We start from the raw sequence: 23,350 nt of genomic DNA on the forward strand, positions 1-23,350 counted from the left end.
AATCTCGTCGCCAGGTGCCTATCCTGTCGCGATAATGCACGCTGGGAAGTTTTCAGATACCGCCTCTCTTAATACCGCTACGATCGGGTATACTCTGACGGCAGTTTCGTCTATCCGTGGAGAGTCAGTTTGCGTGTCAGTCGCTCGTTAACAATTAAGCAGATGGCAATGGTTGCGGCCGTTGTTATGGTGTTCGTTTTTATTTTTTGCACCGTTTTGTTGTTCCATCTGGTCCAGCAAAACCGCTATAACACGGCTACGCAACTGGAAAGTATCGCTCGCTCTGTTCGTGAACCTCTGTCGAACACTATCCTGAAAGGGGATATTCCCGAAGCGGAAGCTATTTTAAGAAGTATTCGGCCAGCAGGCGTGGTAAGTCGCGCCGATGTGGTGCTGCCTAATCAGTTTCAGGCGCTGCGGATGAGCTTTATACCCGAACGTCCGGTTCCGGTTACGGTGACCCGCCTGTTTGAGCTTCCGGTACAAATTTCGCTGCCGATCTATTCTCTTGAACGTTCCGCTAACCCACAACCGCTGGCGTATCTGGTGCTGCAGGCGGATTCGTACCGCATGTACAAATTCGTGATGAGTACGCTCTCGACGTTAGTGACCATTTACTTACTTTTGTCGCTAATACTGACCGTCGCTATCTCCTGGTGCATTAACCGCTTGATTGTGCACCCCTTACGTAAAATAGCCCGTGAGCTGAACGACATTCAACAGCAGGACCTGATTGGTTATCAACTGGCATTGCCGCGTCTACATCAGGATGATGAGATTGGTATGCTGGTGCGTAGCTACAATCTTAATCAGCAGTTGATTCAGCGACATAGCGAAGATCAAAGCGACTTAGCAATGCGTTTCCCGGTTTCCGAACTGCCCAATAAGTCGTTTTTAATGGGGCTGCTGGAGCAGGTTGTTACCCGCCAACAGACGACGGCGCTGATGATTGTCACCTGCGAAACCCTACGTGACACCGCGGGTGTGTTAACCGAAACCCAGCGAGAAATCCTGTTACTTACGCTGGTCGAAAAACTGAAGTCGGTATTGGCTCCCAGGATGGTGCTTACCCAGGTGAGTGGCTATGACTTTGCCATTATCGCCCATGGTGTAAAAGAACCCTGGCACGCTATTACGCTAGGTCAGCAAGTACTCACTATCGTTAATGAGCGGTTATCGATTCAGGGTATTCAACTACGTCCTACCTGCAACATTGGGGTGGCGATGTTTTATGGTGATTTAACCGCAGAGCAGCTCTACCGCCGCGCCCTGTCAGCCGTGTTAACGTCGCGTCATAAAGGTAAAAACCAAATTCAGTTCTTTGATCCGTTGCAGATGGAAGAGGCGCAGCAGCGTTTAACCCAAGAGAACGATATTTTAACCGCCATGGATAACCAGCAATTTGCGCTCTGGATGCAGCCCCAGGTAGAGATGTCCAGCGGCAAGGTATTGAGCGCAGAAGCATTATTGCGGATGCAGCAGCCGGACGGTAGCTGGGAGCTGCCGGAAGGGTTAATCGACAGAATTGAGTCTTGTGGTCTGATGGTGACCGTCGGTTATTGGGTGCTGGAAGAAACATGCCGCCAGCTGTCAGCCTGGCAAGAACGCGGTCTCATGCTGCCGCTCTCGGTGAATTTATCCGCTCTCCAGTTGATGCACCCAAGTATGGTGTCTGATCTGCTGGAGCTGTTGACGCGCTATCGCATTAAGCCAGGCACATTAATTCTGGAAGTGACTGAAAGCCGGCATATTGACGATCCCCACGCCGCAGTGGCCATTTTGCGACCGCTGCGCAACGCGGGTGTGCGCATCGCCCTGGACGACTTTGGCATGGGGTATGCGGGCCTGCGACAGCTACAGCATATGAAGTCGCTGCCGGTGGATGTACTCAAAATCGATAAGATGTTTGTCGATGGCGTGCCCGAAGATTGCAGCATGATCTCCGCCATCATTCAGCTGGCACATAGCCTCAACTTGCAGATGATCGCCGAAGGCGTTGAAACCGAAGCGCAACGCGAATGGTTATCAAAAGCCGGGGTGGAAGTGGCGCAAGGATTCCTGTTTGCCCGACCCGTTCCGGCAAATATCTTTGAAGAACGTTATCTGGCACCGGAAAGCGCTGATTACAAAAGTTAAAAAAGGTCTCGCTTGTGCGAGCCAGCTCAAAATTTTTAACATTTTTGTATCAATTATGATCCAGGTGCATTTCTGTCATGTTGAGTGGGTGTTACTTTAAGGCCGCAGGTTAAACAAAACCTTACAAGACCTGTGGTTTTTACTTTAAGGACACCCTATGAAGACCTCTATATTCAAAAGCCTTTACTTTCAGGTCCTGACAGCAATTGCCATTGGTATTCTCCTTGGCCATTACTACCCTGAATTAGGCGCCCAAATGAAGCCGCTTGGTGATGCTTTCGTTAAGCTCATCAAGATGGTCATCGCACCTGTCATCTTCTGTACTGTCGTGACCGGCATTGCAGGCATGGAAAGTATGAAAGCAGTAGGCCGCACCGGTGCGGTTGCACTGCTCTATTTTGAAATTGTCAGTACGATTGCGCTGATCATCGGCCTTATCATCGTCAACGTGGTGCAACCCGGTGCCGGAATGAACGTCGATCCGGCGACGCTGGACGCTAAAGCGGTTGCCATTTACGCTGAACAGGCAAAAGACCAGGGGATCGTAGGCTTCCTGATGGATATTATCCCGGGTAGCGTGATTGGCGCGTTCGCCAGCGGTAACATCCTGCAGGTATTACTGTTTGCGGTAATGTTTGGTTTTGCGCTGCACCGTCTGGGCAGCAAAGGCCAGATGATTTTCAACGTGATTGAAAGCTTCTCGCAGGTTATTTTCGGCATCATCAATATGATCATGCGCCTGGCGCCGATCGGTGCTTTCGGGGCCATGGCCTTTACCATCGGTAAATATGGCGTCGGAACGCTGGTGCAACTGGGTCAGCTGATAATCTGCTTCTACATCACCTGTATTCTGTTTGTGGTTGTGGTTCTAGGCTCCATTGCTCGCGCAACCGGCTTCAGCATTTTCAAATTCATCCGCTATATCCGTGAAGAACTGCTGATCGTACTGGGTACGTCTTCTTCTGAATCCGCGCTGCCGCGTATGCTCGATAAGATGGAAAAACTGGGTTGCCGGAAGTCGGTTGTCGGGTTGGTTATACCCACGGGCTACTCGTTTAACCTTGATGGGACATCAATCTATCTGACGATGGCGGCGGTGTTTATCGCTCAGGCAACCAACAGCCATATGGATATCTTCCATCAGATAACCCTGTTGGTGGTGCTCCTGCTCTCCTCAAAAGGTGCAGCGGGTGTGACCGGGAGTGGCTTCATTGTTCTGGCCGCGACGATCTCTGCTGTGGGCCATTTGCCGGTTGCGGGTCTGGCTCTGATTCTTGGTATTGACCGCTTTATGTCTGAAGCACGTGCGCTGACTAACCTGGTCGGCAACGGTGTGGCAACTGTCGTCGTCGCTAAATGGGTCAAAGAACTGGACCATAAAAAGTTGGACGATGTGCTGAATAATCGTGCGCCGGATGGCAAAACGCACGATTTATCCTCTTAATCTCGTCACTTATGCCCGTAGTCCCTTCCAGGACTGCGGGCGTTTGCGCATAATTACCCCCTGTGCCTGAAACCGTCGATTCGGCGGCTCGGGATTTTTTCACTTCTTCCGTGACATTTTTATGTTCTCGCGGTCTAACACGAAGTGTTTTTAACGTCATATTCAGAGAGTCCTTTCGAGGGCTGTCTTTTTATTTCCAGGATAGTTGATCAGGGGTTCACATGCAGGGCACAAAAATTCGACTTTTAGCGGGCGGCTTGCTGATGATGGCCACTGCCGGCTATGTGCAGGCAGATGCGCTCCAGCCTGACCCGGCGTGGCAACAGGGCACGCTGGCAAATGGTCTACAGTGGCAAGTGTTAGCCACTCCCCAGCGCCCCAGCGACCGTATTGAGGTCCGCCTGCTGGTTAATACCGGTTCACTCACCGAAAGTACGCAACAGAGTGGTTTCAGCCATGCGATCCCACGTATCGCGCTGACGCAAAGCGGTGGCCTCGATGCCACGCAAGCCCGTTCATTGTGGCAGCAGGGGTTCGATCCCAAACGTCCCATGCCGCCGGTTATCGTTTCCTATGATTCCACGTTGTACAACCTCAGTCTGCCAAACAGCCGTAACGATCTACTGAAAGAGTCACTTTCTTACCTGGCGAATATCTCCGGCAATCTGAGCATCACCTCTGAAACGGTCAATCATGCGCTGAGCAGCGAAGATATGGTTGCAACCTGGCCGTCAGATACCAAAGAGGGATGGTGGCGCTATCGCCTGAAGGGATCAACGTTGCTGGGCCACGATCCAGCCGATCCGCTGAAAACGCCTATAGATGCGTCGAAAATTCAGTCTTTCTACCAGAAATGGTATACCCCGGACGCGATGACGCTGATTATCGTCGGTAACGTTGATGCACGCAGCGTAGCTGAGCAAATCAATAAAACCTTTGGCGAGTTAAAAGGAAAACGTGAAACGCCTGCGCCAGTACCCACGCTCTCTCCGCTGCGAGCAGAAGCCGTAAGCATTATGACCGATGCGGTACGCCAGGATCGCCTTTCCATCATGTGGGATACGCCGTGGCAGCCCATCCGTGAATCTGCCGCGTTGTTACGTTACTGGCGCGCTGATTTAGCTCGTGAGGCGCTGTTCTGGCACATTCAGCAAGAGCTAACCAAAAACAATGCCAAAGACATTGGCCTCGGATTTGACTGCCGGGTGCTGTTCCTGCGCGCGCAGTGTGCGATTAACGTTGAGTCGCCAAACGATAAACTGAACGCCAATCTGGGTACGGTTGCGCGTGAGCTGGCGAAAGTGCGTGATAAAGGACTTCCGGAAGAAGAGTTCAATGCGCTGGTCGCGCAAAAGAATCTGGAACTGCAGAAGCTGTTTGCCACCTATGGTCGTACCGATACCGATATTTTGATCAGCCAGCGTTTGCGCTCGCTGCAAAATCAGGTGGTGGATATTGCGCCTGAACAGTATCAGCGTTTACGCCAGAGCTTCCTCAACAGCCTGAGTGTTGAGATGCTGAATCAGGACCTGCGACAGCAGCTGTCGCAAGATATGGCGTTAATTCTGCTGCAGCCGAAGGGTGAACCTGAATTCAATATGAAGGATCTGCAGGCGACGTGGGATAGCATTATGGCGCCCGTTACCGCAGCGGCAACATCTGTTGAAACGGATGAATCACACCCTGAAGTGACAGATATCCCGCCGGTACAATAACCTGTAAGCCGGATAAGACGGTTACGCCGCCATCCGGCATTGGAGATGCCGGGGGCGCTTCGCTTGCCCGGCCTACGGTATGCAGACCGGATAATCGACGTTATTGCGGCATAGCGTCGCGTGGGATAATCGCCCCGCGGTGCTGAATCACGGCGCTTGCCGTCAGGTGGCCGCGTTTTGCGGCATCAGCGGCATTGCCACCGGTCAGACGTACCGCCAGATATCCGGCGCTGAAGGAGTCTCCGGCCGCAGTGGTATCGATCACCTTCTCTTTCGGCAATTTAACGGCCGGAACATCGATGAGCGCTTCGCCCGCGATGGAAACCAGGCAAGAGTCTGCGCCACGCTTCACAACCACTTCCTGTACACCAGCTGCGTGAGTACGGGCAATCACCTCAGCAACGGGTTTTTCACCCCACAGCGCGTCTTCATCGTCCAGCGTCAGGAATGCGATATTGGTGCATTCCAGCATCTGCTGATACACCTGCTGGGTTTCTTCTTTGCTGCTCCACAGACGCGGGCGGTAGTTATTATCAAAAATGACCTTTCCACCGTTGGCACGGCATTCACGCAGCAACGACAGCAGCTTGTCACGACTTGCCGGGCTTAAAATCGCCAGGCTGATTCCGCTCAGATACAAGTAATCAAATGTCGCCAGCTCTTCGCAAATCGCGGCAGACTGCTCGCTCTCCAGCCAGAATTTTGCGGCGGCTTCATTACGCCAGTAATAAAAGGTGCGCTCGCCAGTGCTGTCGGTCTCAATGTAGTAGAGACCCGGCAGGCGGTTTTCCATGCGCTGGGTTAATGAGGTATCCACGTTTTCACCCTGCCAGGACTCCAGCATTTGTTGGCTAAAACTGTCGGTACCCAGTGCAGTCACATAGTGTACGGAAAGTGCCGTAGCATCGACCTGACGGGCGATATAAACGGATGTATTCAACGTGTCGCCACCGAATCCGCGCTGAACGTCAGCGCCTTTCTGTGACAGCTCAATCATGCATTCGCCAATCACGGCAATCTTTCTGGACATAGTCGTAACCTGCTCTGAAAAAAATTAGCGTTAGTGTGCGCTGTGGGTGTTAAGCGGTCAACTATATTAAAACATCGTTCCATTATTTTTTTGAGCCAGCACGTGTTCTGCGTTGTTTTTGCCGCTTAGTTTTTATTTTTGCGCACAGCTGAACGTAAAGTTCTGCGTCTGAGCGCCGATAACCTTTGACGAGTCCGGTCAGTCACACTCTTATTTACAGGACATCTCAGATGATAAAGCAGGTTACCCAGCAGCTCATTACGCTCGATGCGAGTATTGAAAACTTGCAGGAGAGACGCTATTGGCTGCAGTGCGAGCGTGCTTACACCTACCAGCCAATTTACCAGACCAACGGACGACTGATGGCCGTTGAACTGCTGACTGTCGTGAGCCATCCTGATAATCCATCCCAACGTATTGCGCCAGACCGCTATTTTGCCGAAGTAACCGTCCGACATCGTGTTGATGTGGTGATAGAGCAACTTCTTCAACTTGAGCTGAAAGGGGACTTTTTCAGAGCCAACAACCTGCTGGCTTCCGTGAACGTCGACGGACCAACGCTCATTGCGATGCGCCAGGATCCCGAAATCCTGAAAATCATTGAAGGCCTGCCGTGGCTGCGTTTTGAGTTAGTGGAACATATCCGCTTACCGAAGGGGTCGTCCTTCGCCTCAATGTGCGAGTTTGGCCCGCTCTGGCTGGATGATTTTGGTACCGGAATGGCGAACTTCTCGGCGCTTAGTGAAGTGAATTATGACTATATCAAAGTGGCGCGAGACCTGTTCGTCATGCTGCGTAAGACGCCGGAGGGACGTAATCTCTTCACACTACTATTACAGCTGATGAACCGCTATTGCCGCGGCGTGATTGTCGAAGGCGTTGAAACGCTGGAAGAGTGGCGTGATGTGCAAAACTCACCAGCTTTTGCCGCGCAAGGCTATTTTCTCTCTCGTCCAGTACCTCTGGACACGCTTGAAGAGGTGATCCTGTCGCTTTGATGAGGACGTAGAACACCTCCTTTTCATCCTGCTGGACTATCTTTAGGACAGGCAAGGAAGGAAGTAGAGAGGTTAGACATGACGAAAGCAGGTAAAATAACCACTTCAGTAATAGGGGTTTTCTTGTTGTTGATCGTCGTACTCATCATTGTGATTGCGACATTTGACTGGAACCGGCTCAAACCGACCATCAACCAGAAAGTCTCTACAGAACTCAACCGGCCCTTTGCTATACGGGGTGACCTGGGCGTGGTTTGGGAACGCCAGAAGCAGGAAACCGGCTGGCGTAGCTGGGTTCCGTGGCCGCATGTTCATGCTGAAGATATCATCCTCGGCAACCCGCCAGACATTCCTGACGTTACCATGGTGCATCTCCCGCGTGTTGAAGCTACGCTCGCCCCACTGGCACTGCTGACAAAAACCGTCTGGCTCCCGTGGGTCAAGCTGGTCAAACCCGATGCGCGGCTGATCCGCCTGTCGGCTGGACCTTTAACTTAGCTGGGGACGAAAACCGCGCTCCTAATGCGCCGCCATCCGCGTGGTCGTTCCGGCTGGATAACATTCTGTTTGACCAGGGACGCATCGCCATTAACGATAAGGTGACGAAGTCGGAGATTGAGATCCTGGTCGATCCGCTGGGTAAACCGTTGCCCTTTAGCGAAGTGACCGGCGCAAAAGGTAAAGAGAGCAACGCCCACGTCGAGGACTACGTGTTTGGTCTGAAAGCGCAAGGGCGATATAACGGCGAACCGCTAAGCGGTAGCGGAAAAATTGGCGGAATGCTGGCGCTGCGTGGTGAAGATACGCCTTTCCCGATTCAGGCTGATTTCCGTTCGGGCAATACGCGCGTAGCGTTTATCGGCACGATAAACGATCCGATGAACATGGGTGGGGCGGATCTACGACTTAAATTCTCGGGAGATTCGCTAGGGGATTTATACGATTTGACCGGCGTGCTGCTCCCGGATACGCCGCCGTTTGAAACCGACGGACGTCTGGTAGCGAAAATTGACCCGGAAAAATCCTCTGTTTTTGATTATCGCGATTTCAATGGTCGCATTGGCGACAGCGATATTCACGGAACGCTGGCCTACACCACCGGCAAGCCGCGACCCATGCTGAAGGGCGATGTGGAATCACGCCAGCTGAGGCTGGCCGATTTGGGGCCGCTGATCGGGGTGGATTCAGGCAAAGGCGCGGAACGGGCAAAACAATCTGAACAGCGTAAAGGTGAGAAGAGCGTTCAGCCTGCGGACAAGGTGTTGCCGTATGACCGTTTTGAAACTGACAAATGGAACGTAATGGACGCTGACGTGCGTTTCAAAGGACGGCGTATTGAGCATGGCAGTAGCCTACCGATCAGCGATCTCTCCACTCATATCATCCTGAAAAATGCCGACCTGCGCCTGCAACCGCTGAAATTTGGTCTTGCGGGAGGCAGCATTGTTTCCAGCATCCATCTGGAAGGGGATAAAAAGCCGATGCGGGGGCAGGCGGATATCCAGGCTCGCCGCCTGAAGCTTAAAGCACTGATGCCGGATGTGGAACTGATGCAAAAAACGCTTGGTGAAATGAACGGTGACGCCAGGTTTAGTGGGAGCGGAAACTCGGTGGCGGCGCTGTTGGGTAACAGCAATGGCAACCTGAAACTGCTGATGAATGACGGTTTGATCAGCCGGAATCTGATGGAAATTGTGGGCTTGAATCTGGGGAACTATCTTGTCGGGCAGATATTTGGCGATGACGAAGTGCGGGTGAACTGCGCGGCGGCGAATCTGGATATTGTTAACGGCGTGGCGCGTCCGCAGATTTTTGCTTTTGATACGGAAAACGCAGTCATTAATGTCACCGGTACGGCAAGCTTTGCGTCGGAGCAACTGGATTTAACCATCGATCCGGAGAGTAAAGGGATTCGTATTATTACTCTGCGTTCGCCGTTGTATGTTCGCGGCACCTTTAAGAATCCGCAGGCAGGCGTGAAGGCCGGACCGCTGATTGCGCGCGGTGCGGTTGCTGCTGCGCTGGCAACGCTGGTGACGCCAGCGGCGGCCCTGCTGGCGCTGATTTCACCTTCTGAAGGGGATGCTAATCAGTGCCGGACAATCCTGTCGCAGATGAAGAAGTGATGAGAGCGCCGGATGAGGTGTAAACACCTTATCCGGCCTACGGGGGATTGCAGTTTGTAGGCCTGATAAGCATAGCGCCATCAGGCCATCAAATTACAGCGATTGATGCCGTGTCTCATGGGTTAACAGCAGCGCAATTAACGTTAACGCCGCCATTGATGCCAGATACGTACCGACTGCCGCCAGACCATAGTTCGCCTGCAACCATGCAGCGATGTATGGGGCAACGGAAGCACCAAGAATCGACGAAACGTTGTACGAGAACGACGCACCTGTGTAGCGCACTTCGGTCGGGAACAGCTCCGGCAGCAGCGCGCCCATCGGACCAAATGTCAGCCCCATCAGGCTTAAGCCCAGCAACAGGAAGGCGAAAACCAGCACCGGATTGCCAGAGCCGAGCAGTGGTTTAAAGGCAAACAGCGCAAACAGAATGATAAGCGTGGTGATGATGAGCATGCTCTTGCGACGACCAAATGCGTCGGCCAGCAGGCCCGCCACCGGCACCATGACGCCAAAGCCAATCACCGCCATCATCAGCATCCACAACACTTCATTACGCGGCAGGCCAAGTCCCACAGGCGCGGCAGCGGTGCTGAACGTCATCGAATAGACGGTCATGATATAGAACAGCGTATAGGTCGCCAGCATGATGAATGTGCCGAGGATCGTCACGCGAACATGTTTGGTCAGCAGGGTACCCAGCGGGATTTTTACCTGCTTTTTCGCCGCGGCTACTTTGGCGAAGACCGGGGATTCATGCAGCGAAACGCGAACGTACAGACCGATAATCACCAGTACCGCAGAGAAGATGAACGGTACGCGCCAACCCCAGCTCATGAACTGTTCGTCGGTCAGCAGCCAGGAGAGCAGCAGAAAGGTACCATTGGCGAAGAAGAAGCCGATAGGCGCGCCCAACTGCGGAAATGATCCGTACAGCGCGCGTTTGCGCGGTGGCGCGTTTTCCGTCGCCAGCAGCGCAGCACCGCCCCATTCACCGCCCAGACCTAAACCCTGACCAAAACGCGCCAGCGCCAGCAGCAAGGGGGCGAAAATGCCGATTGTTTCATAGCCCGGCAGCAGGCCAATCACAACCGTCGAGATCCCCATGGTGAGCAGTGAGGCAACCAGCGTGACTTTACGGCCGACGCGATCTCCGAAATGCCCGAATACCGCAGAACCGATCGGTCGTGCCACAAAGGCGATAGCAAAAGTCGCCAGGGACTGTAGCGTCGCGGCAGTCGGATCCCCCTGCGGGAAGAAGATATGCGGGAACACGATCACCGCGGCGGTGGCGTAAATATAGAAGTCGAAGAACTCAATGGCGGTGCCAATGAGCGAGGCGACGACGACTTTATTGCGCGAGTTGACCGGGGTGTGTTCCTGTTCGTTGTCGAGTGTTGTGGCTGTTGCTTGCATAATATTTTCTTATTTTTGGCCGAACGAAAGGTCATATTACGCACAGCAAAAGAGACATTTCAATCTGTAACAAACTTTGAGGTTGGTCAAAAATGGAGCAAAAAGGGGATAATTTTTAGGCTTGAGATTTCACTTCCATGAAATGCTTCACATAATTTAAAACTTAGATGATAAAACTAGTTTTTGGTTAAATAAAAGTTACGGGTTGGATTTATTCACTAAATCGGTGAGATCGGGCGGCATTATAATTGCCGGATGGCGCTGCGCTTATCCGGCCTACAAAACTCACCCGTAGGCCGGATAAGACGCGTGCGTCGCCATCCGGCAATTCACAACTAATCCAGCGGTGGCTACTGCGTTTTACCTGGCATACGCGGGTCGTCTTTGTATTCAGCCGTGGCAATCCAGGCAGCGCAAAACAGAGTCAGACGAGCGAAGAAGTAGAAGAACGCCATCAATCCAAGCACGGAACCAAATGCCGCGCCTGACGGCGATTGCACCAGTGACGGCAGGGTATATGTCATGATCATTTTGATGACTTCAAACCCCAGAGCCGCAATAAATGTCCCGCGAATCAGCGCCTTTTTACGCGGTCGGTGACGCGGTAGCCGCCAGAAAATCCAGAAGAACAGCAAGTAGTTGGCGAAAATAGAGATGGTCAGGCCGATCAGCCGCCAGGCGGGCTTCAGCCATTCGATACCGTCGAGATACAGCGCAGAGATAATCATCTGCTGGGCGGAACCGGCGATAGAGGTAATGGACAGGGTAACAATCAGCGCAACCAGTAAGCCAATCAATGAGATAAAATCACGCAGATATTTGACCCAAATTTTTTCCTGATCCTGTGGGGTACGCTCCCAGACATCCCGCGACTGAGCACGAATCGCTTCGCGCAGGTTTCCCATCCAGTTAATGCCGGAATAGAGCGCGATGCCAAGCCCTACCAGACCTACAGTGGTACGTTGCTGTACGGCGGTATTAATGGTGTTTTTCAGCGTAGAGGCGAGCGTCGGATCGCTGACGTTCAACAAAATCTTGCTGAAGATATCCTGCAACAGTGTAGGGTGCGAAGCGAGAATAAAACCCGCAGCGGCAAACGACACCATCAGGATCGGGATCATCGAGAGAAACGAGAAGTAGGTAATGGCGGCGCCAAACTGATTTCCCATACGATCGTTAAACCGCTCTGCGGCACGAATAAGATGGGCGATGATGGGCTGACGTTGAATTTTATCGGCGAAGGTCAGAGCCGTTTTCAGCGCCTGGTTCGCTTTAGCGTTTTTCTCCGGCGCGGCGGAGGCTGGTTTATGTTCTGGCGTAGGGTGTTTTGCGTCTTGTTCCTGCGTCATCCGATCGGTTGTCCTTATTTTGTTCACTCATGACATTATAGCCTGCTCAGGGGCGCATCCTGAAAAATGGACTAATCCACATAGTCTTTCATCACGCCAGTCAGCCATTCCATAAACAGATGCACCCGGCGAGAGAGGTTGCGTCGATGCGGATAAAGCAAAGAGACCGGCATTGGCTCGGCGCGATATTGCGGCAACACTTCGACCAGCGTACCGGCGCGCAGGGCATCACGCACGCCAACGCGCGGTACCTGAATAATGCCCAGACCGGCAAGGCATGCCGCGTGATAGGTTTCGGTACTGTTTACCGTTAGCATGCCGCCGGTTTTAACCCATTGCGTGCCGTTTTCTGTCGCCACTTCGAAACCTTGCGCACGCGTTCCCAAATTGACCGAGTAGTGCACCACTGCATGTGAAGCTAAATCCTCCAGGCTTTCCGGATAACCAAAGCGGGCGAGGTACTGTGGGCTGGCGCAGTTAATCTGCGTGAGTTTCCCCACTGGGCGCGCAATCAGCCCTGAATCTTTCAGCGTGCCTACGCGTACCACACAGTCGAAACCTTCGCGGACCAGATCCACCAGGCGGTCGCTGCTGCTGAGTTCGAGCTCAAGGCCGGGATACTGATGCAAGAAAGTGGGTAAGCGGGGCATCACCAGATTTCTCGCCACGCCAACCGGCATATCGACGCGCAGCTTGCCGCTGATGCTGGACGGATCGTGATGAAATAGTCCATCCAGCTCATCCAGATTGCTCAACAAATCTTTTGCGCGTTCGTAATAGATCATACCGTCTTGTGTGAGCTGAACGCGGCGGGTAGTGCGGTGCAACAACTGCGTGCCCAGATGATTTTCCAGGGCCTGGATTTGGCGCGATACGCTACCTTTAGGAAGACCAAGGGTGTCTGCCGCACGCGAAAAGCTCTCCAGTTCTGCGACGCGGATGAACAACTGCATTGCGTGAATTTTATCCATTCTTATGCCCTATTGTTGTTCCAAATGAAACAGTAATGCGCAACAGACGACATTTATTGTTTTTCTATCACCTAATAAGCTTTATCTCAATCATCACAACGTCGGAAATGAGGTTTCTTATGACGCAACGTATCGCATTAGTGACTGGTGGTAGTCGTGGGCTCGGTAAAAACGCCGCACTTAAGCTGGCTGACAGAGGAACGGACATTATCTTTACCTACAACAGCCAGCAGCAGGCGGCGCTGGATGTGGTTGCTGAAATTGAGCAAAAAGGCAGAAAAGCTGCGGCAATACAACTGAATGTCAGCGATGTGGCTGGCTTTGAGTCCTTTACCCATGAGGTACAAGCGCAACTGAAAAGTATGTGGAATCGTGAGGCGTTTGATTATTTAGTGAACAATGCCGGAATTGGTCTGTATGGCGCTTTTGCCGATACCTCCGAAGCGATGTTTGATCAATTAGTGAACATTCACTTTAAGGGCCCCTTCTTCCTGACCCAACGTCTGTTGCCGTTGATCCAGAATGGCGGCAGGATCCTGAATGTTTCATCGGGACTGGCGCGTTTTGCACTGCCAGGGTATGCCGCCTATGCCTCAATGAAAGGGGCGATGGAAGTACTGACGCGTTATCAGGCGAAAGAACTGGGAGAGCGGGGTATTTCAGTAAATATCATCGCGCCTGGGGCGATTGAAACCGATTTTGGCGGCGGTCGACTGCGGGATAATAAAGAGCTGAATGCATATGTGGCATCGCAAACGGCGCTGGGACGCGCGGGCTTGCCGGATGATATTGGCGACGCGATTGCCGCGTTGCTCAGTGATGAGCTGGCCTGGATGACAGCGCAGCGTATCGAAGTATCGGGCGGAATGTTCCTGTAAATCGCTCGTATCTTATGCAGCTTTTGAGCAATAGAAAACCGGTGCGCCACTCCAGGTAAAAATATAGCTGGTGGCGTTTACCGGTATTATCTGCAATCTAATTCAGCGATCGCGGTGCCGAAAGAAATCCGGGATAAACTTTCTGAATAACTCATTTTTCTTCGACAGCGGATTTGTCTCAGAAGAAACCATGATCACTTCCCCATCCCCCACAGATTCAGAATTTAATTCTTTGAAATGTTAAAAATTCGACATTAAAAATTGAGCGTTCGATCGCGTATGTGAAAACATGGCCTATGTGCTAAAAATTTCGCATAGGAAGAATAATAAATCGTGAATTTCATTTATAACCTCAAATCTACCATAAACGAATACTAAACGACCGCTTCCTCATAGTAGATTGGGATGAAGATTGGAAAGCATTTATAGCAGTCATATAATCCACCATACAAACGGTATGGATTATCTCAACGCTTATATGTAGAGGTGCATGTTCGTCTTCATTTAACGTGGGTATAAGATATGGGCTATCGTCTATATGGATTTATGATTGGTGCTGAAATTCATTTTGACATTTCTAATCGCCGACTGTATCGGCTTACGGGTAGCCATACCGAGAAAAACATCGTTTTTGCGTCAATTTACTTTAATGAAACAATGCTCAGGCTTTTCCTGTATTTATTAATAAATGCCAGGAGCCAGCCGGTACCGAAAGAAGAGTTATTTGAGAAAATCTGGGAAGCGCATAATCTGAGCCCCTCTGCACAAAGATTATGGCAAGTCCTGCACAATCTTAATAATAAACTTGGCCTGCTGGGGTTACCCAGGGATTTTATCCTTAATATAAGAGGTCAGGGTTATGTCATCAATTATCCTGATGTCATTCCCGTTTATTACAAAGTGAGCGAACTCCCAACTCATGCTGTCAAAAAAAGGGAGAAAATAGATAACCTGAGTGAGTGATGTCAACCCAGGTATTTGCCCCGAGCATGCAGCGCGAGGGGCTTTTTTTATCGTTATCTTTGCTTTCTATTTTCAATGAATGTTCGCTAAATAGCGTTATTGTTCAATAGATACCAATAACGGCCAGGGCGATTGGGTCAGGTTCTGATGATTGCTGTGCGGTTGTCCTCAATAGGCCACCGCACGCTTGAGGCTCGTGATGATTACCACAACCAGGCAACTCCCGATATTATTCTCTGACGCCAGCGAATTACTGGCCCGTTTCCTCACCTGTGCACCGGTAAAAACGCTGAATGCAGCCATTATTCAGCGCCAGTTCAGACCGGTGTATCAACCCATTTTTAACAGCCAGACGGGTGAAATTGCAGGTATTGAGGTGCTTGCCAGATGGACGCATCCCCAGTATGGCGCTATTCCCCCTGATATATTTATTCCCCTTGCGGAAGAGCATGGTCTTATCGCCTCGCTGACGCATCAACTTATTCAGCAAGTCATTGCCGACCTGCAGTCGCGGCTCCCCCTTTTCCCTAATGGACTTTATCTTAACCTAAATCTGAGCCCCGAAAACTGCCTCGATCCGCGTTTTAAGTCGGACGCCGTGGCGCTCATGCAAAAGCTTGCCCCGGTTCAGGTTCAACTGGTTATCGAAATTACCGAAAGACGCCCTCTGCACTTTACCCCTCAGCTAAGCGAGTGGTTTGCCGCGTTGAGAAAATCCAATATCGCCGTAGCGTTAGATGATTTCGGGACGGGATACTCGAATCTGTGTTACCTCCACGCGCTGGAACCGGAGTTTATTAAGATAGATAAACTGTTTGTCAGCCAGATTGGTGAGGGGGGCGATACCCGCATTGTCGATACGCTTATTGAGCTGGCGCAGAAGATGGGTCTGCGAATGATTGCCGAGGGCGTTGAGACTCAGGCTCAGGCCGATTATCTGCGCATGAAACGCTGTGATTTTTTACAAGGGTATTATTTATGTAGACCCGTTCCACTTGAAGATCTGATCGGAGTGATGCAATCGCCCGCAACCTTTAGTGTCGATTGATACAGCAATACTGCCTGGGGAAACCACAGGTGATGATCAATTGATGCGACATTTTATTTTGTAACATATTTGTCTGTTACTGTGAGTTCCTTATTTTTATTAGAAAATATAGACTCCAAAAAATTAATATTAATAAGCTGATTTTGAGTATTGGATATTAAGGATTTCCTTAATGTTTAGCGCCACTTTTGTCCCTTTGTGTGATTATTTGGTTTGAGCTGTAACTATTTTCGATTTCTACTTTTTTCTTCTCCGTCTATCGGTAAAATGGCCCCTGCCAAATGGTGACTTCTTATTTTACCCCTCGGGTAATACCCTTCCGCGTGTTAAGGCTAGTATCTTATTCAGACGGAGATAAGTAATGCAGGTAATAATGTTTGACAGGCAGTCGATATTTATTCATGGAATGAATGTAAGTTTACAAGAGCGTATTCCAGGAGTGGATGTTCAGGGTGTCAGTCAGGCAGATGACCTTTGGCAGAAACTGGAAGACACCCCTGATGCACTGATAATGCTGGATGGCGACCAGGACGCTGAGTTCTGCCGTAACTTGCTACAGCAGATAGCGCAACGCTTTTCGACAGTAAAAGTGCTGGTAACAGCAACGGACTGCCGTAAAAAATGGCTGCAGGAGGTTACGCAATTGAATGTGCTGGCCATTGTTCCACGCGACTCTGACGCGGAAACCTTCACGCTGGCTCTCAATAGCATTGCGATGGGAATGGTATTTATCCCCAGAGATTGCATGGCAACCCCCGAGTACAGCGGGCAAAATATCAGATCGCTTAGTGCGCGTCAGCGAGAGATTCTGACTATGCTTGCCGCCGGAGAATCAAATAAACAAATTGGTCGATTGTTAAATATCAGCACCGGAACGGTCAAAGCCCATCTTGAATCGCTGTATCAGCGCCTCGAGGTAAAAAACCGTACGCAGGCGGCAATGATGTTAAACGACGCTATTTAACGGGCGAATATTTCACAGTCAGAACGTTTCTGGCTGTGAAATAACCCCCGAGCAGAATTCTGCAGCACAAAACCGGCTTATCCCCACGCTGAGCATCCACGCAATTAACACTTCCTGTTGAAACCTTTCTTTTATTTGCGGCATTTTTTGGTGTATGAATTCCTCGCAGATTTCCAGATCCGCGAGCAGTAGTGTTTCTGCCTGCGTTACCGAAACAGGCGCAGGAAAGCTTTCATCGGATGTGATTTCGTGCCCGTAGCCAATCACCCAGACACCATTTTTGTCCTGATACTTTTCCAGTGACAGGCCTTGCCATTGTTTAATAAATGCAACACAGGCGGGCGTGAAATACGTTGAATGGAGTGGCATATTCATCTCTGTACAAAGAGACCTATTTTAAGAAACCACCCTCGTTACGCCAGTTGCCATACAGCCAGTTTTTTCAGCAAAACGTCTTATGCTGCGGGTGGCTGATAGTCGTGTTTTAACAGGCCGAAAATCCAGTCATCATTCCAGGTTTGATGCAGCCAGTAGCTTTCCCGTAGAGTGCCTTCGTGAATGAACCCGACCTTTTCCAGTAGACGCCGCGAAGCGTCGTTTCCTGCGGTGACGCGGGCCGTAAGCCGGCGTAGCCCTCCGGTGGTAAATGCAAAATCGCAAACTGCATGCAGGGATTCAGTACCATAACCTTTCCCCTGCGCTTCAGGGGCGAGCAGAAAACCGACCTCGGCACATTCATTGTTTTCATGAATATACCCAGTCACCCCAAGCGGTGCTCCCGATGCCTTATCGCACAGGACCAGACATAGCCAGTGCGGGCTGCCGGGAGACCATTCAGGCAGGCGGGAGTTGAAGGCTGTCCGTATCTCCTCTTCAGTACGCGCGTCAGTGACAAAGCGCATCACATCTGGATTCTGCTGTAGCGTTAAGAAGAACGTCCAGTCATTTTCTGTCAGTGGGCGGCAGAGTAGACGTGATGTTTGCAATACAGGCACAGGCTTATCTCCAGAATAATTTTCAATGATTGTGCGGAAGTCACTGTAAAACTTATTTATTTGCTATATGAATGTGTTTTAGTCTACATCGGCACAACGTTGCGTTTAAAAAAGATAATTACATACCATGATGAGGCCGCACGTTTTGGGTCCTTTTAGGGAAGATGATGACCAATAGCGCGTTACAAGCGACATGTACACCCTTTGAACATTGTCTGGGGATTATCCGTCAGGCGTCGACAGAAATATTACTGCTGTTAGGCGTACATGTCACAGAAGGCAAAGACCCTCGGTGGTTTCTCGAACAACTGGATCAGGCACGACTGAATCTGGGCGGCTGGGGGGCTGTCGCCAGACGGTTGCAGATGAATGATGCGCAATTGAGCCAGTTCACTCTGCGGCTACGCCATCTTCAACAGAGTGTACCCCAATATGAAAATGGCCAGGACGTCAGTGAAAACCAGCTGATTTCAGCGCTGCGCTTTGTGGCCTCTCTGGAACAATTACGCCAGCAACAGCCCATCCTGAAGTATCAAACCGAAATTACACCTGTAGAGCCGGATGCTCAGATGCGGGCGCAGCGTCAACTTCGCGCAATAGAATTAACCCTCAAATCCCTGATTGCGCGGGTATGGCCGGATCAGCATCCTCTCAACAGCTTTCTGAAACAGCACTTTGGCGGTGAACGTCTGCGTCGCTGGCTAAAGTTGGGCGAAGGACGAGATGCGCTGGACGGTATGATGTTTAGCGAGCTGGCACTGATGGTCGTCGATAAGAAATTATTTGTTCGCCACTTTACGCAGATTTTTAACGATACCTCGGTGCTGATGTCGTTTGTTGAACCGCGCATCACGCTACGCATGTTTTTGGATGATTGCCGCCTGGCTCGTAACTGCGTTATCGCGCAGCAGCCGCTGACGTCAGTACAACTGATGTTGCTGGACTACCAGTACCGGCAGATAACTCATCCTGTGCAACGGGCATTTGAAGAACGGCGTACGCGCATTAATCCTGCGTCGTATCTGGAATCTGATGAGTCCATGGTCCGCCAGTTTTGGGAAACGGCAAAGCAAAAAGACGAGCAAGCGAGAGGCGATAAGCATGAAATCGCAGACAGTATTGATCCGCCGGAGAAGCGGGCCAAACGCTCGGCGGAAGAACGTGAACAGCTGATTTCCGGCATGTTGTGGGTAGCGGTTGGCGTGATGGTGCTGGCGATTTCGCTGGGTGCGTTCTGGTTATTCACTTCGCCAGCGCCACAGGCGTCATCCGGACAATCCGTTGAAATTGTGCAGGAGGAACCGCGACGTGACGCCCCCAGCGCGCGGGAGGCGGTGACCCGAATGGGTATCACCTGGGATGCCTTTAACATGCGGGCGGCTATCGATCGCAATGACACCCGCGTGACGTCACTGTTCCTGCAGGGTGGGATGGACTGGAAGCTGGCGTGGACGGAGCAGGCGTTCTCAGCGGGCAATACCGAGGTGTTGAGACTGCTGCTGCGTTACCCTTCGCAGATGGATGAAAGCAAACCATGCCGACAGTTTATGACTACGCTCAGCCATGCAATGTCAAATGGGGCGTCACTCACATCGCTGCATAAAAGTTATCTGCAAAGTTTTTGTTCCGTGCCTGAGGTCGTTGCGCGTCAGCAATATGATCTTGAGCAGGCCGAGCTGCGTGTTCGCGCCCAGCCCAGCCCTGAGAACAAGAAATGGCAGAGAATTCATGCCGAGTTATACGATGCGATTAACTGACATCCTGATGACTCAGACCGTCAGCCGCTAGGGTTCGCCATACAAACCGATGAGTCGGCGCACCACGCCATTGGTCCAGCCAAAGCCGTCCTGCAACGGATATTCCCCGCCGCCGCCTTCGCGCGGCGCTGCGTCGGCTATATGGTATTTTTCGATCAGTTTGTGGTGCTCCTGATAAAAGAGATTCACCGTTTTCAACCAGTTACGGGCGATTTCATCCCCGAGGTGGTCATCACCGTACAGTTTGAAGCCCTGGATCGCCATCCACTGCAGCGGCGCCCAGCCGTTGGGTTTATCCCACTGTTCACCCGTTTCATGCTCGGTTGCTAAAATCCCACCGGGCGTGAGCAGGCGACTGCGAACCGCGTTAGCAAGCCGGTCGGCTTGTTCATGTGTTGCCATACCGACATACAGCGGCACAATACTGGCGGCAGAGAACAGGGCCATTTGTTCGCGCCGCCAGTCGTAATCGCGATAGCAGCCGTTTTCATCGTCCCACAGATAGCGGTTTACCGCATCGCGACGGTCACTGGCTTTCTGGCGAAACAGCGCTTCCGTTTCTTTGTCGCCTTTCAGCGCGGAAATATTGGCGATAGTGCTTTCCAGCTTGTAGAGGAAGGCATTCAGATCAATCGGGATGAACTGCGTGGTGCGTATGCTGGCAAGGCGGCCTGCATCGCGTAGCCAGCGCGAGGAATAATCCCAACCAGAGGCTGCACCCGCGCGCAAATCCCGATACACCTCATTGGGCGGGCGACCTGAATGCTTGGCGGTCTCAACGTCTTCAAGCCATGACTCATCGCGCGGCGTATCACGATCGTCCCAATAGCGGTTGAGCAGAGAGCCGTCCGACATTCTGATCACGTGACGGTAGGCCTGGTTGAGCACTAGGGAATCGGCGCCATCCATCCAGAATGCGTATTCCATTTTTAGATGTTCAAGGTAGCGACGCGCGCCGCGCACGCCATCCTCTTCAAACAGTTCCACCATCAGCGCAAAGACCGGTGGCTGCGAACGGCTCAGGTAGTAGGTACGGTTACCGTTGGGGATATGACCATAGTTTTCAATCATCCAGGCAAAGTTATCCGCCATACATTTCAGCAGATCTTCGCGACCGCTCTCTGCCAGACCCAGCATGGTAAAGTAGGAATCCCAGTAGTAGGTTTCGCTAAAACGTCCGCCGGGCACAATATATGACTGCGGTAATGCCAGCAGCGAGGACCAGGGAATGTGATCCTGCGGTTCGCGCGTCAGCACAGGCCACAGCTGATCGATATGCTCTTTCAGCGAGCTTGCCGGATCGGACACATATTCACTGGAGGGCGTTTCCGGTAGCCAGAAATGGTTTTCGATGAAACGTCGCAGATCAAAGTCGCGGTGGCGTTTAACTTTGCGATAGCGGATCAAAATGTCCAATGGGTCCATTTTGGGCGCACAATCAGGGAAAGTTTTGCTATCAGCAAATAGTTTGGATGACTGGACGTGTTCAAACAGCTCGAGGTAACGATCGGCGGGGGTTAACGCATCTGACGCGGGTAACCCTGCAATCATCTCCGGCTCTGGCTCTGCCTCAATCATTTCATCCAGCTTTAACTCGCACGGATCCATTTCATAAAGCAGATCGATATCGATCGTCATTTCTTCTGAAGGGGCGTGGGGTAGTTTCTGGTTGAGCATAATGAGAAAGACCTCCGATGGACGTTGAAAGATTAAGGCTATTGCCCGGTCGTCAGTTAAGCGTAGACATTCGCTTCGGTGTCTGGTGAGTAAAGCGTGCGGTTGATCACATTTTAGTGCTGTATATTATTTAGAAAATAAGACTATCCCAATGAATATAATGAAGAATTCATAATTCTGCGTGACCTGAAGATATTTCATTTTCAGAACATTCGATTGCAACGAGTTGTGAATGGAAAACCATAACGGCTTATCTCCGTAATAGGCACAGGCTATTCTATCGATAGTTATCCCCCATGTAATTGCTTGATACTTATCAAAATAATAAATCCCTTACTTTCTATGATGGTTAAGTCTGATAAAGACTATGCACTCATTATTCTAATTTTTCTGGGTCACAATAACTCACAACGGTGAGGGTAAAATAATGAAAATCATTACCCGTCTTACCGCGATAGCCATAGCTGGCGTCGTGATTTGTTATTTTGGATTATCCGGTTATGTGTGGTATCACGATAATCAACGTAGTAAACAGGCAGATGTTCAGGCCTCTACGCTGGAAGAAAATAATAAAGTATTAGGTTTTTTACGCGAAAAAGGATGCGATTATTGTCACACGCCTTCAGCTGAATTACCTTTCTATTCTTCTTTTCCTGTCGCTAAGCAGTTGATGAATTACGATATTCAACTGGGATACAAATCATTCAATCTTGAGGCCGTTCGTGCGGCGCTGGTCGCAGATAAACCCGTTTCGCAAAGCGACCTGAATAAAATTGAATGGGTGATGCAGTATGACACCATGCCGCCGACGCGTTATACCGCACTGCACTGGGCTGGCAAGGTAAGCGATACGGAGCGAGCAGAGATCCTGGGCTGGATTGCGAAACAGCGCGAGCAGTATTATGCCAGTAACGATACCGCCGCGCAGCATCGTAACGAGCCTGTGCAGCCGATACCGGAAAGCATTCCGACCGATGCCCGTAAAGTGGCGCTGGGCTTTACGCTTTACCACGACCCGCGTATTTCCGGTGACAGCACGATTTCTTGCGCGCACTGCCATGCCCTGAATGCGGGGGGCGTAGATGGTCGCAAAACGTCAATCGGCGTAGGCGGCGCGGTTGGTCCTATCAACGCGCCGACGGTATTTAACTCTGTCTTCAACGTGGAACAATTCTGGGATGGTCGAGCACCAACATTGCAGGCGCAGGCAGGCGGCCCGCCGTTGAACCCTATCGAGATGGCGTCTAAATCCTGGGATGAAATTATCCAGAAACTGGATAAGGATCCGCAACTCAAACAAGAGTTTATCGCGGTTTATCCGCAGGGATTCAGCGGAGATAATATTACCGATGCGATTGCTGAGTTTGAGAAAACGCTAATTACGCCAAATTCGCCGTTTGATAAATGGCTACGCGGTGATGAAGCGGCGTTAACCGCCCAGCAGAAACATGGCTATCAGTTGTTTAAAGATAATAAGTGCGCGACCTGTCATGGCGGTATTATTTTAGGCGGGCGTTCATTTGAGCCATTGGGTTTGAAAAAGGACTTTAATTTCGGCGAGGTCACTGCCGCAGATATTGGCCGCATGAACGTCACTAATGAACTACGTGACAAGCTGCGTCAAAAAGTCCCTGGCTTGCGTAACGTTGCGCTGACCGCACCTTATTTCCATCGAGGTGATGTGCCTACGCTCGACGGTGCGGTAAAACTGATGCTGCGTTATCAGGTGGGTAAAGAACTGTCGCAGGAAGATATCGACGATATCGTGGCGTTCCTTGAGAGTCTGAACGGGGTGTATACGCCGTATATGCAGGGTAAATAATCCCTGACATTATCCAGCCTGACGCGTTTTGCAGGCTGGATAATTTTTCTCCATGAACCGG

The 23,350-nt window shown here is 51.1% G+C and carries 17 protein-coding genes and 1 pseudogene; 11 read left to right on the forward strand and 7 right to left on the reverse strand.

Going from position 1 to position 23,350, the window contains the following annotated elements; translation table 11 throughout:
• The first annotated feature begins 129 nt into the window (after window positions 1–129).
• The 3 genes from hmsP to OGX67_RS03235 all read left to right on the forward strand — a co-directional run bounded on the left by hmsP (window position 130) and on the right by OGX67_RS03235 (window position 5,295).
• Entirely contained in the window at window positions 130–2,136 is a 2,007-nt protein-coding gene (hmsP, locus tag OGX67_RS03225) for a biofilm formation regulator HmsP (RefSeq protein ID WP_257651331.1), read from the forward strand.
• 157 nt (window positions 2,137–2,293) lie between these two features.
• Window positions 2,294–3,580: a C4-dicarboxylate transporter DctC gene (gene dctA, locus OGX67_RS03230; protein ID WP_003837746.1), complete on the forward strand. Its 1,287-nt coding sequence runs from the start codon at window positions 2,294–2,296 to the stop codon at window positions 3,578–3,580.
• A gap of 221 nt (window positions 3,581–3,801) precedes the next feature.
• Window positions 3,802–5,295, forward strand: coding sequence for a M16 family metallopeptidase (locus OGX67_RS03235; protein WP_257651330.1), 1,494 nt, complete (start codon window positions 3,802–3,804; stop codon window positions 5,293–5,295).
• Window positions 5,296–5,395: 100 nt separating this feature from the next.
• Here OGX67_RS03235 and kdgK read toward each other — a convergent pair whose 3' ends face one another.
• The gene (gene kdgK / locus OGX67_RS03240) at window positions 5,396–6,325 is read right to left on the reverse strand and encodes a 2-dehydro-3-deoxygluconokinase (protein ID WP_257651329.1); all 930 of its coding nucleotides are present in this window, start codon (window positions 6,323–6,325) and stop codon (window positions 5,396–5,398) included.
• 230 nt (window positions 6,326–6,555) lie between these two features.
• Between kdgK and pdeH the strand changes: the two genes are divergently transcribed.
• Both pdeH and OGX67_RS03250 read left to right on the forward strand, forming a co-directional pair.
• A complete protein-coding gene (pdeH, locus tag OGX67_RS03245) occupies window positions 6,556–7,323 on the forward strand; it encodes a cyclic-guanylate-specific phosphodiesterase (RefSeq protein ID WP_003023308.1) in 768 nt (255 codons plus the stop codon).
• 78 nt (window positions 7,324–7,401) lie between these two features.
• Window positions 7,402–9,449: pseudogene (locus OGX67_RS03250) on the forward strand (AsmA family protein).
• A 93-nt stretch (window positions 9,450–9,542) separates the two neighbouring features.
• On the opposite strand, the gene OGX67_RS03255 reads toward OGX67_RS03250, so the two are convergent.
• From OGX67_RS03255 to OGX67_RS03265, 3 genes are all read right to left on the reverse strand, one after another.
• A complete protein-coding gene (locus OGX67_RS03255; protein WP_003023312.1) occupies window positions 9,543–10,865 on the reverse strand; it encodes an MFS transporter in 1,323 nt (440 codons plus the stop codon).
• A gap of 350 nt (window positions 10,866–11,215) precedes the next feature.
• Window positions 11,216–12,214, reverse strand: a complete 999-nt coding sequence (gene yhjD / locus OGX67_RS03260) for an inner membrane protein YhjD (RefSeq protein ID WP_003023314.1) — start codon at window positions 12,212–12,214, stop codon at window positions 11,216–11,218.
• 71 nt (window positions 12,215–12,285) lie between these two features.
• The gene (locus OGX67_RS03265) at window positions 12,286–13,185 is read right to left on the reverse strand and encodes a LysR family transcriptional regulator (protein ID WP_048218807.1); all 900 of its coding nucleotides are present in this window, start codon (window positions 13,183–13,185) and stop codon (window positions 12,286–12,288) included.
• Window positions 13,186–13,304: 119 nt separating this feature from the next.
• Between OGX67_RS03265 and OGX67_RS03270 the strand changes: the two genes are divergently transcribed.
• The 4 genes from OGX67_RS03270 (at window position 13,305) to OGX67_RS03285 (ending at window position 17,038) form a co-directional block, all read left to right on the forward strand.
• Window positions 13,305–14,063, forward strand: a complete 759-nt coding sequence (locus tag OGX67_RS03270; RefSeq protein WP_003023319.1) for an SDR family NAD(P)-dependent oxidoreductase — start codon at window positions 13,305–13,307, stop codon at window positions 14,061–14,063.
• Between the two features lie 522 nt (window positions 14,064–14,585).
• Window positions 14,586–15,026, forward strand: a complete 441-nt coding sequence (locus tag OGX67_RS03275; RefSeq protein WP_032937221.1) for a winged helix-turn-helix domain-containing protein — start codon at window positions 14,586–14,588, stop codon at window positions 15,024–15,026.
• Window positions 15,027–15,225: 199 nt separating this feature from the next.
• The gene (locus OGX67_RS03280) at window positions 15,226–16,074 is read left to right on the forward strand and encodes an EAL domain-containing protein (protein WP_204583197.1); all 849 of its coding nucleotides are present in this window, start codon (window positions 15,226–15,228) and stop codon (window positions 16,072–16,074) included.
• Window positions 16,075–16,435: 361 nt separating this feature from the next.
• Entirely contained in the window at window positions 16,436–17,038 is a 603-nt protein-coding gene (locus tag OGX67_RS03285; RefSeq protein ID WP_071687962.1) for a response regulator transcription factor, read from the forward strand.
• Between the two features lie 18 nt (window positions 17,039–17,056).
• On the opposite strand, the gene OGX67_RS03290 is transcribed toward OGX67_RS03285, so the two are convergent.
• Window positions 17,057–17,407, reverse strand: coding sequence for a glycoside hydrolase family protein (locus tag OGX67_RS03290; RefSeq protein ID WP_071687963.1), 351 nt, complete (start codon window positions 17,405–17,407; stop codon window positions 17,057–17,059).
• Between the two features lie 86 nt (window positions 17,408–17,493).
• On the reverse strand, window positions 17,494–18,033 hold the full coding sequence (locus OGX67_RS03295; protein ID WP_204583198.1) for a GNAT family N-acetyltransferase: 540 nt from the start codon (window positions 18,031–18,033) through the stop codon (window positions 17,494–17,496).
• Window positions 18,034–18,200: 167 nt separating this feature from the next.
• Here OGX67_RS03295 and OGX67_RS03300 point away from each other — a divergent pair, with 167 nt between their 5' ends.
• Complete coding sequence (locus OGX67_RS03300) at window positions 18,201–19,790, forward strand: STY4199 family HEPN domain-containing protein (RefSeq protein ID WP_286525964.1); 1,590 nt, start codon at window positions 18,201–18,203, stop codon at window positions 19,788–19,790.
• 27 nt (window positions 19,791–19,817) lie between these two features.
• On the opposite strand, the gene OGX67_RS03305 is transcribed toward OGX67_RS03300, so the two are convergent.
• A complete protein-coding gene (locus OGX67_RS03305; protein WP_257651327.1) occupies window positions 19,818–21,467 on the reverse strand; it encodes an alpha,alpha-trehalase in 1,650 nt (549 codons plus the stop codon).
• A gap of 427 nt (window positions 21,468–21,894) precedes the next feature.
• Between OGX67_RS03305 and OGX67_RS03310 the strand changes: the two genes are divergently transcribed.
• Entirely contained in the window at window positions 21,895–23,289 is a 1,395-nt protein-coding gene (locus OGX67_RS03310) for a cytochrome-c peroxidase (protein WP_257651326.1), read from the forward strand.
• The last annotated feature ends 61 nt before the right edge of the window (window positions 23,290–23,350 follow it).

Source organism: Citrobacter sp. Cf118 (assembly GCF_030334095.1).
In the GTDB taxonomy this organism is placed as follows: Bacteria; Pseudomonadota; Gammaproteobacteria; order Enterobacterales; family Enterobacteriaceae; genus Citrobacter; species Citrobacter freundii.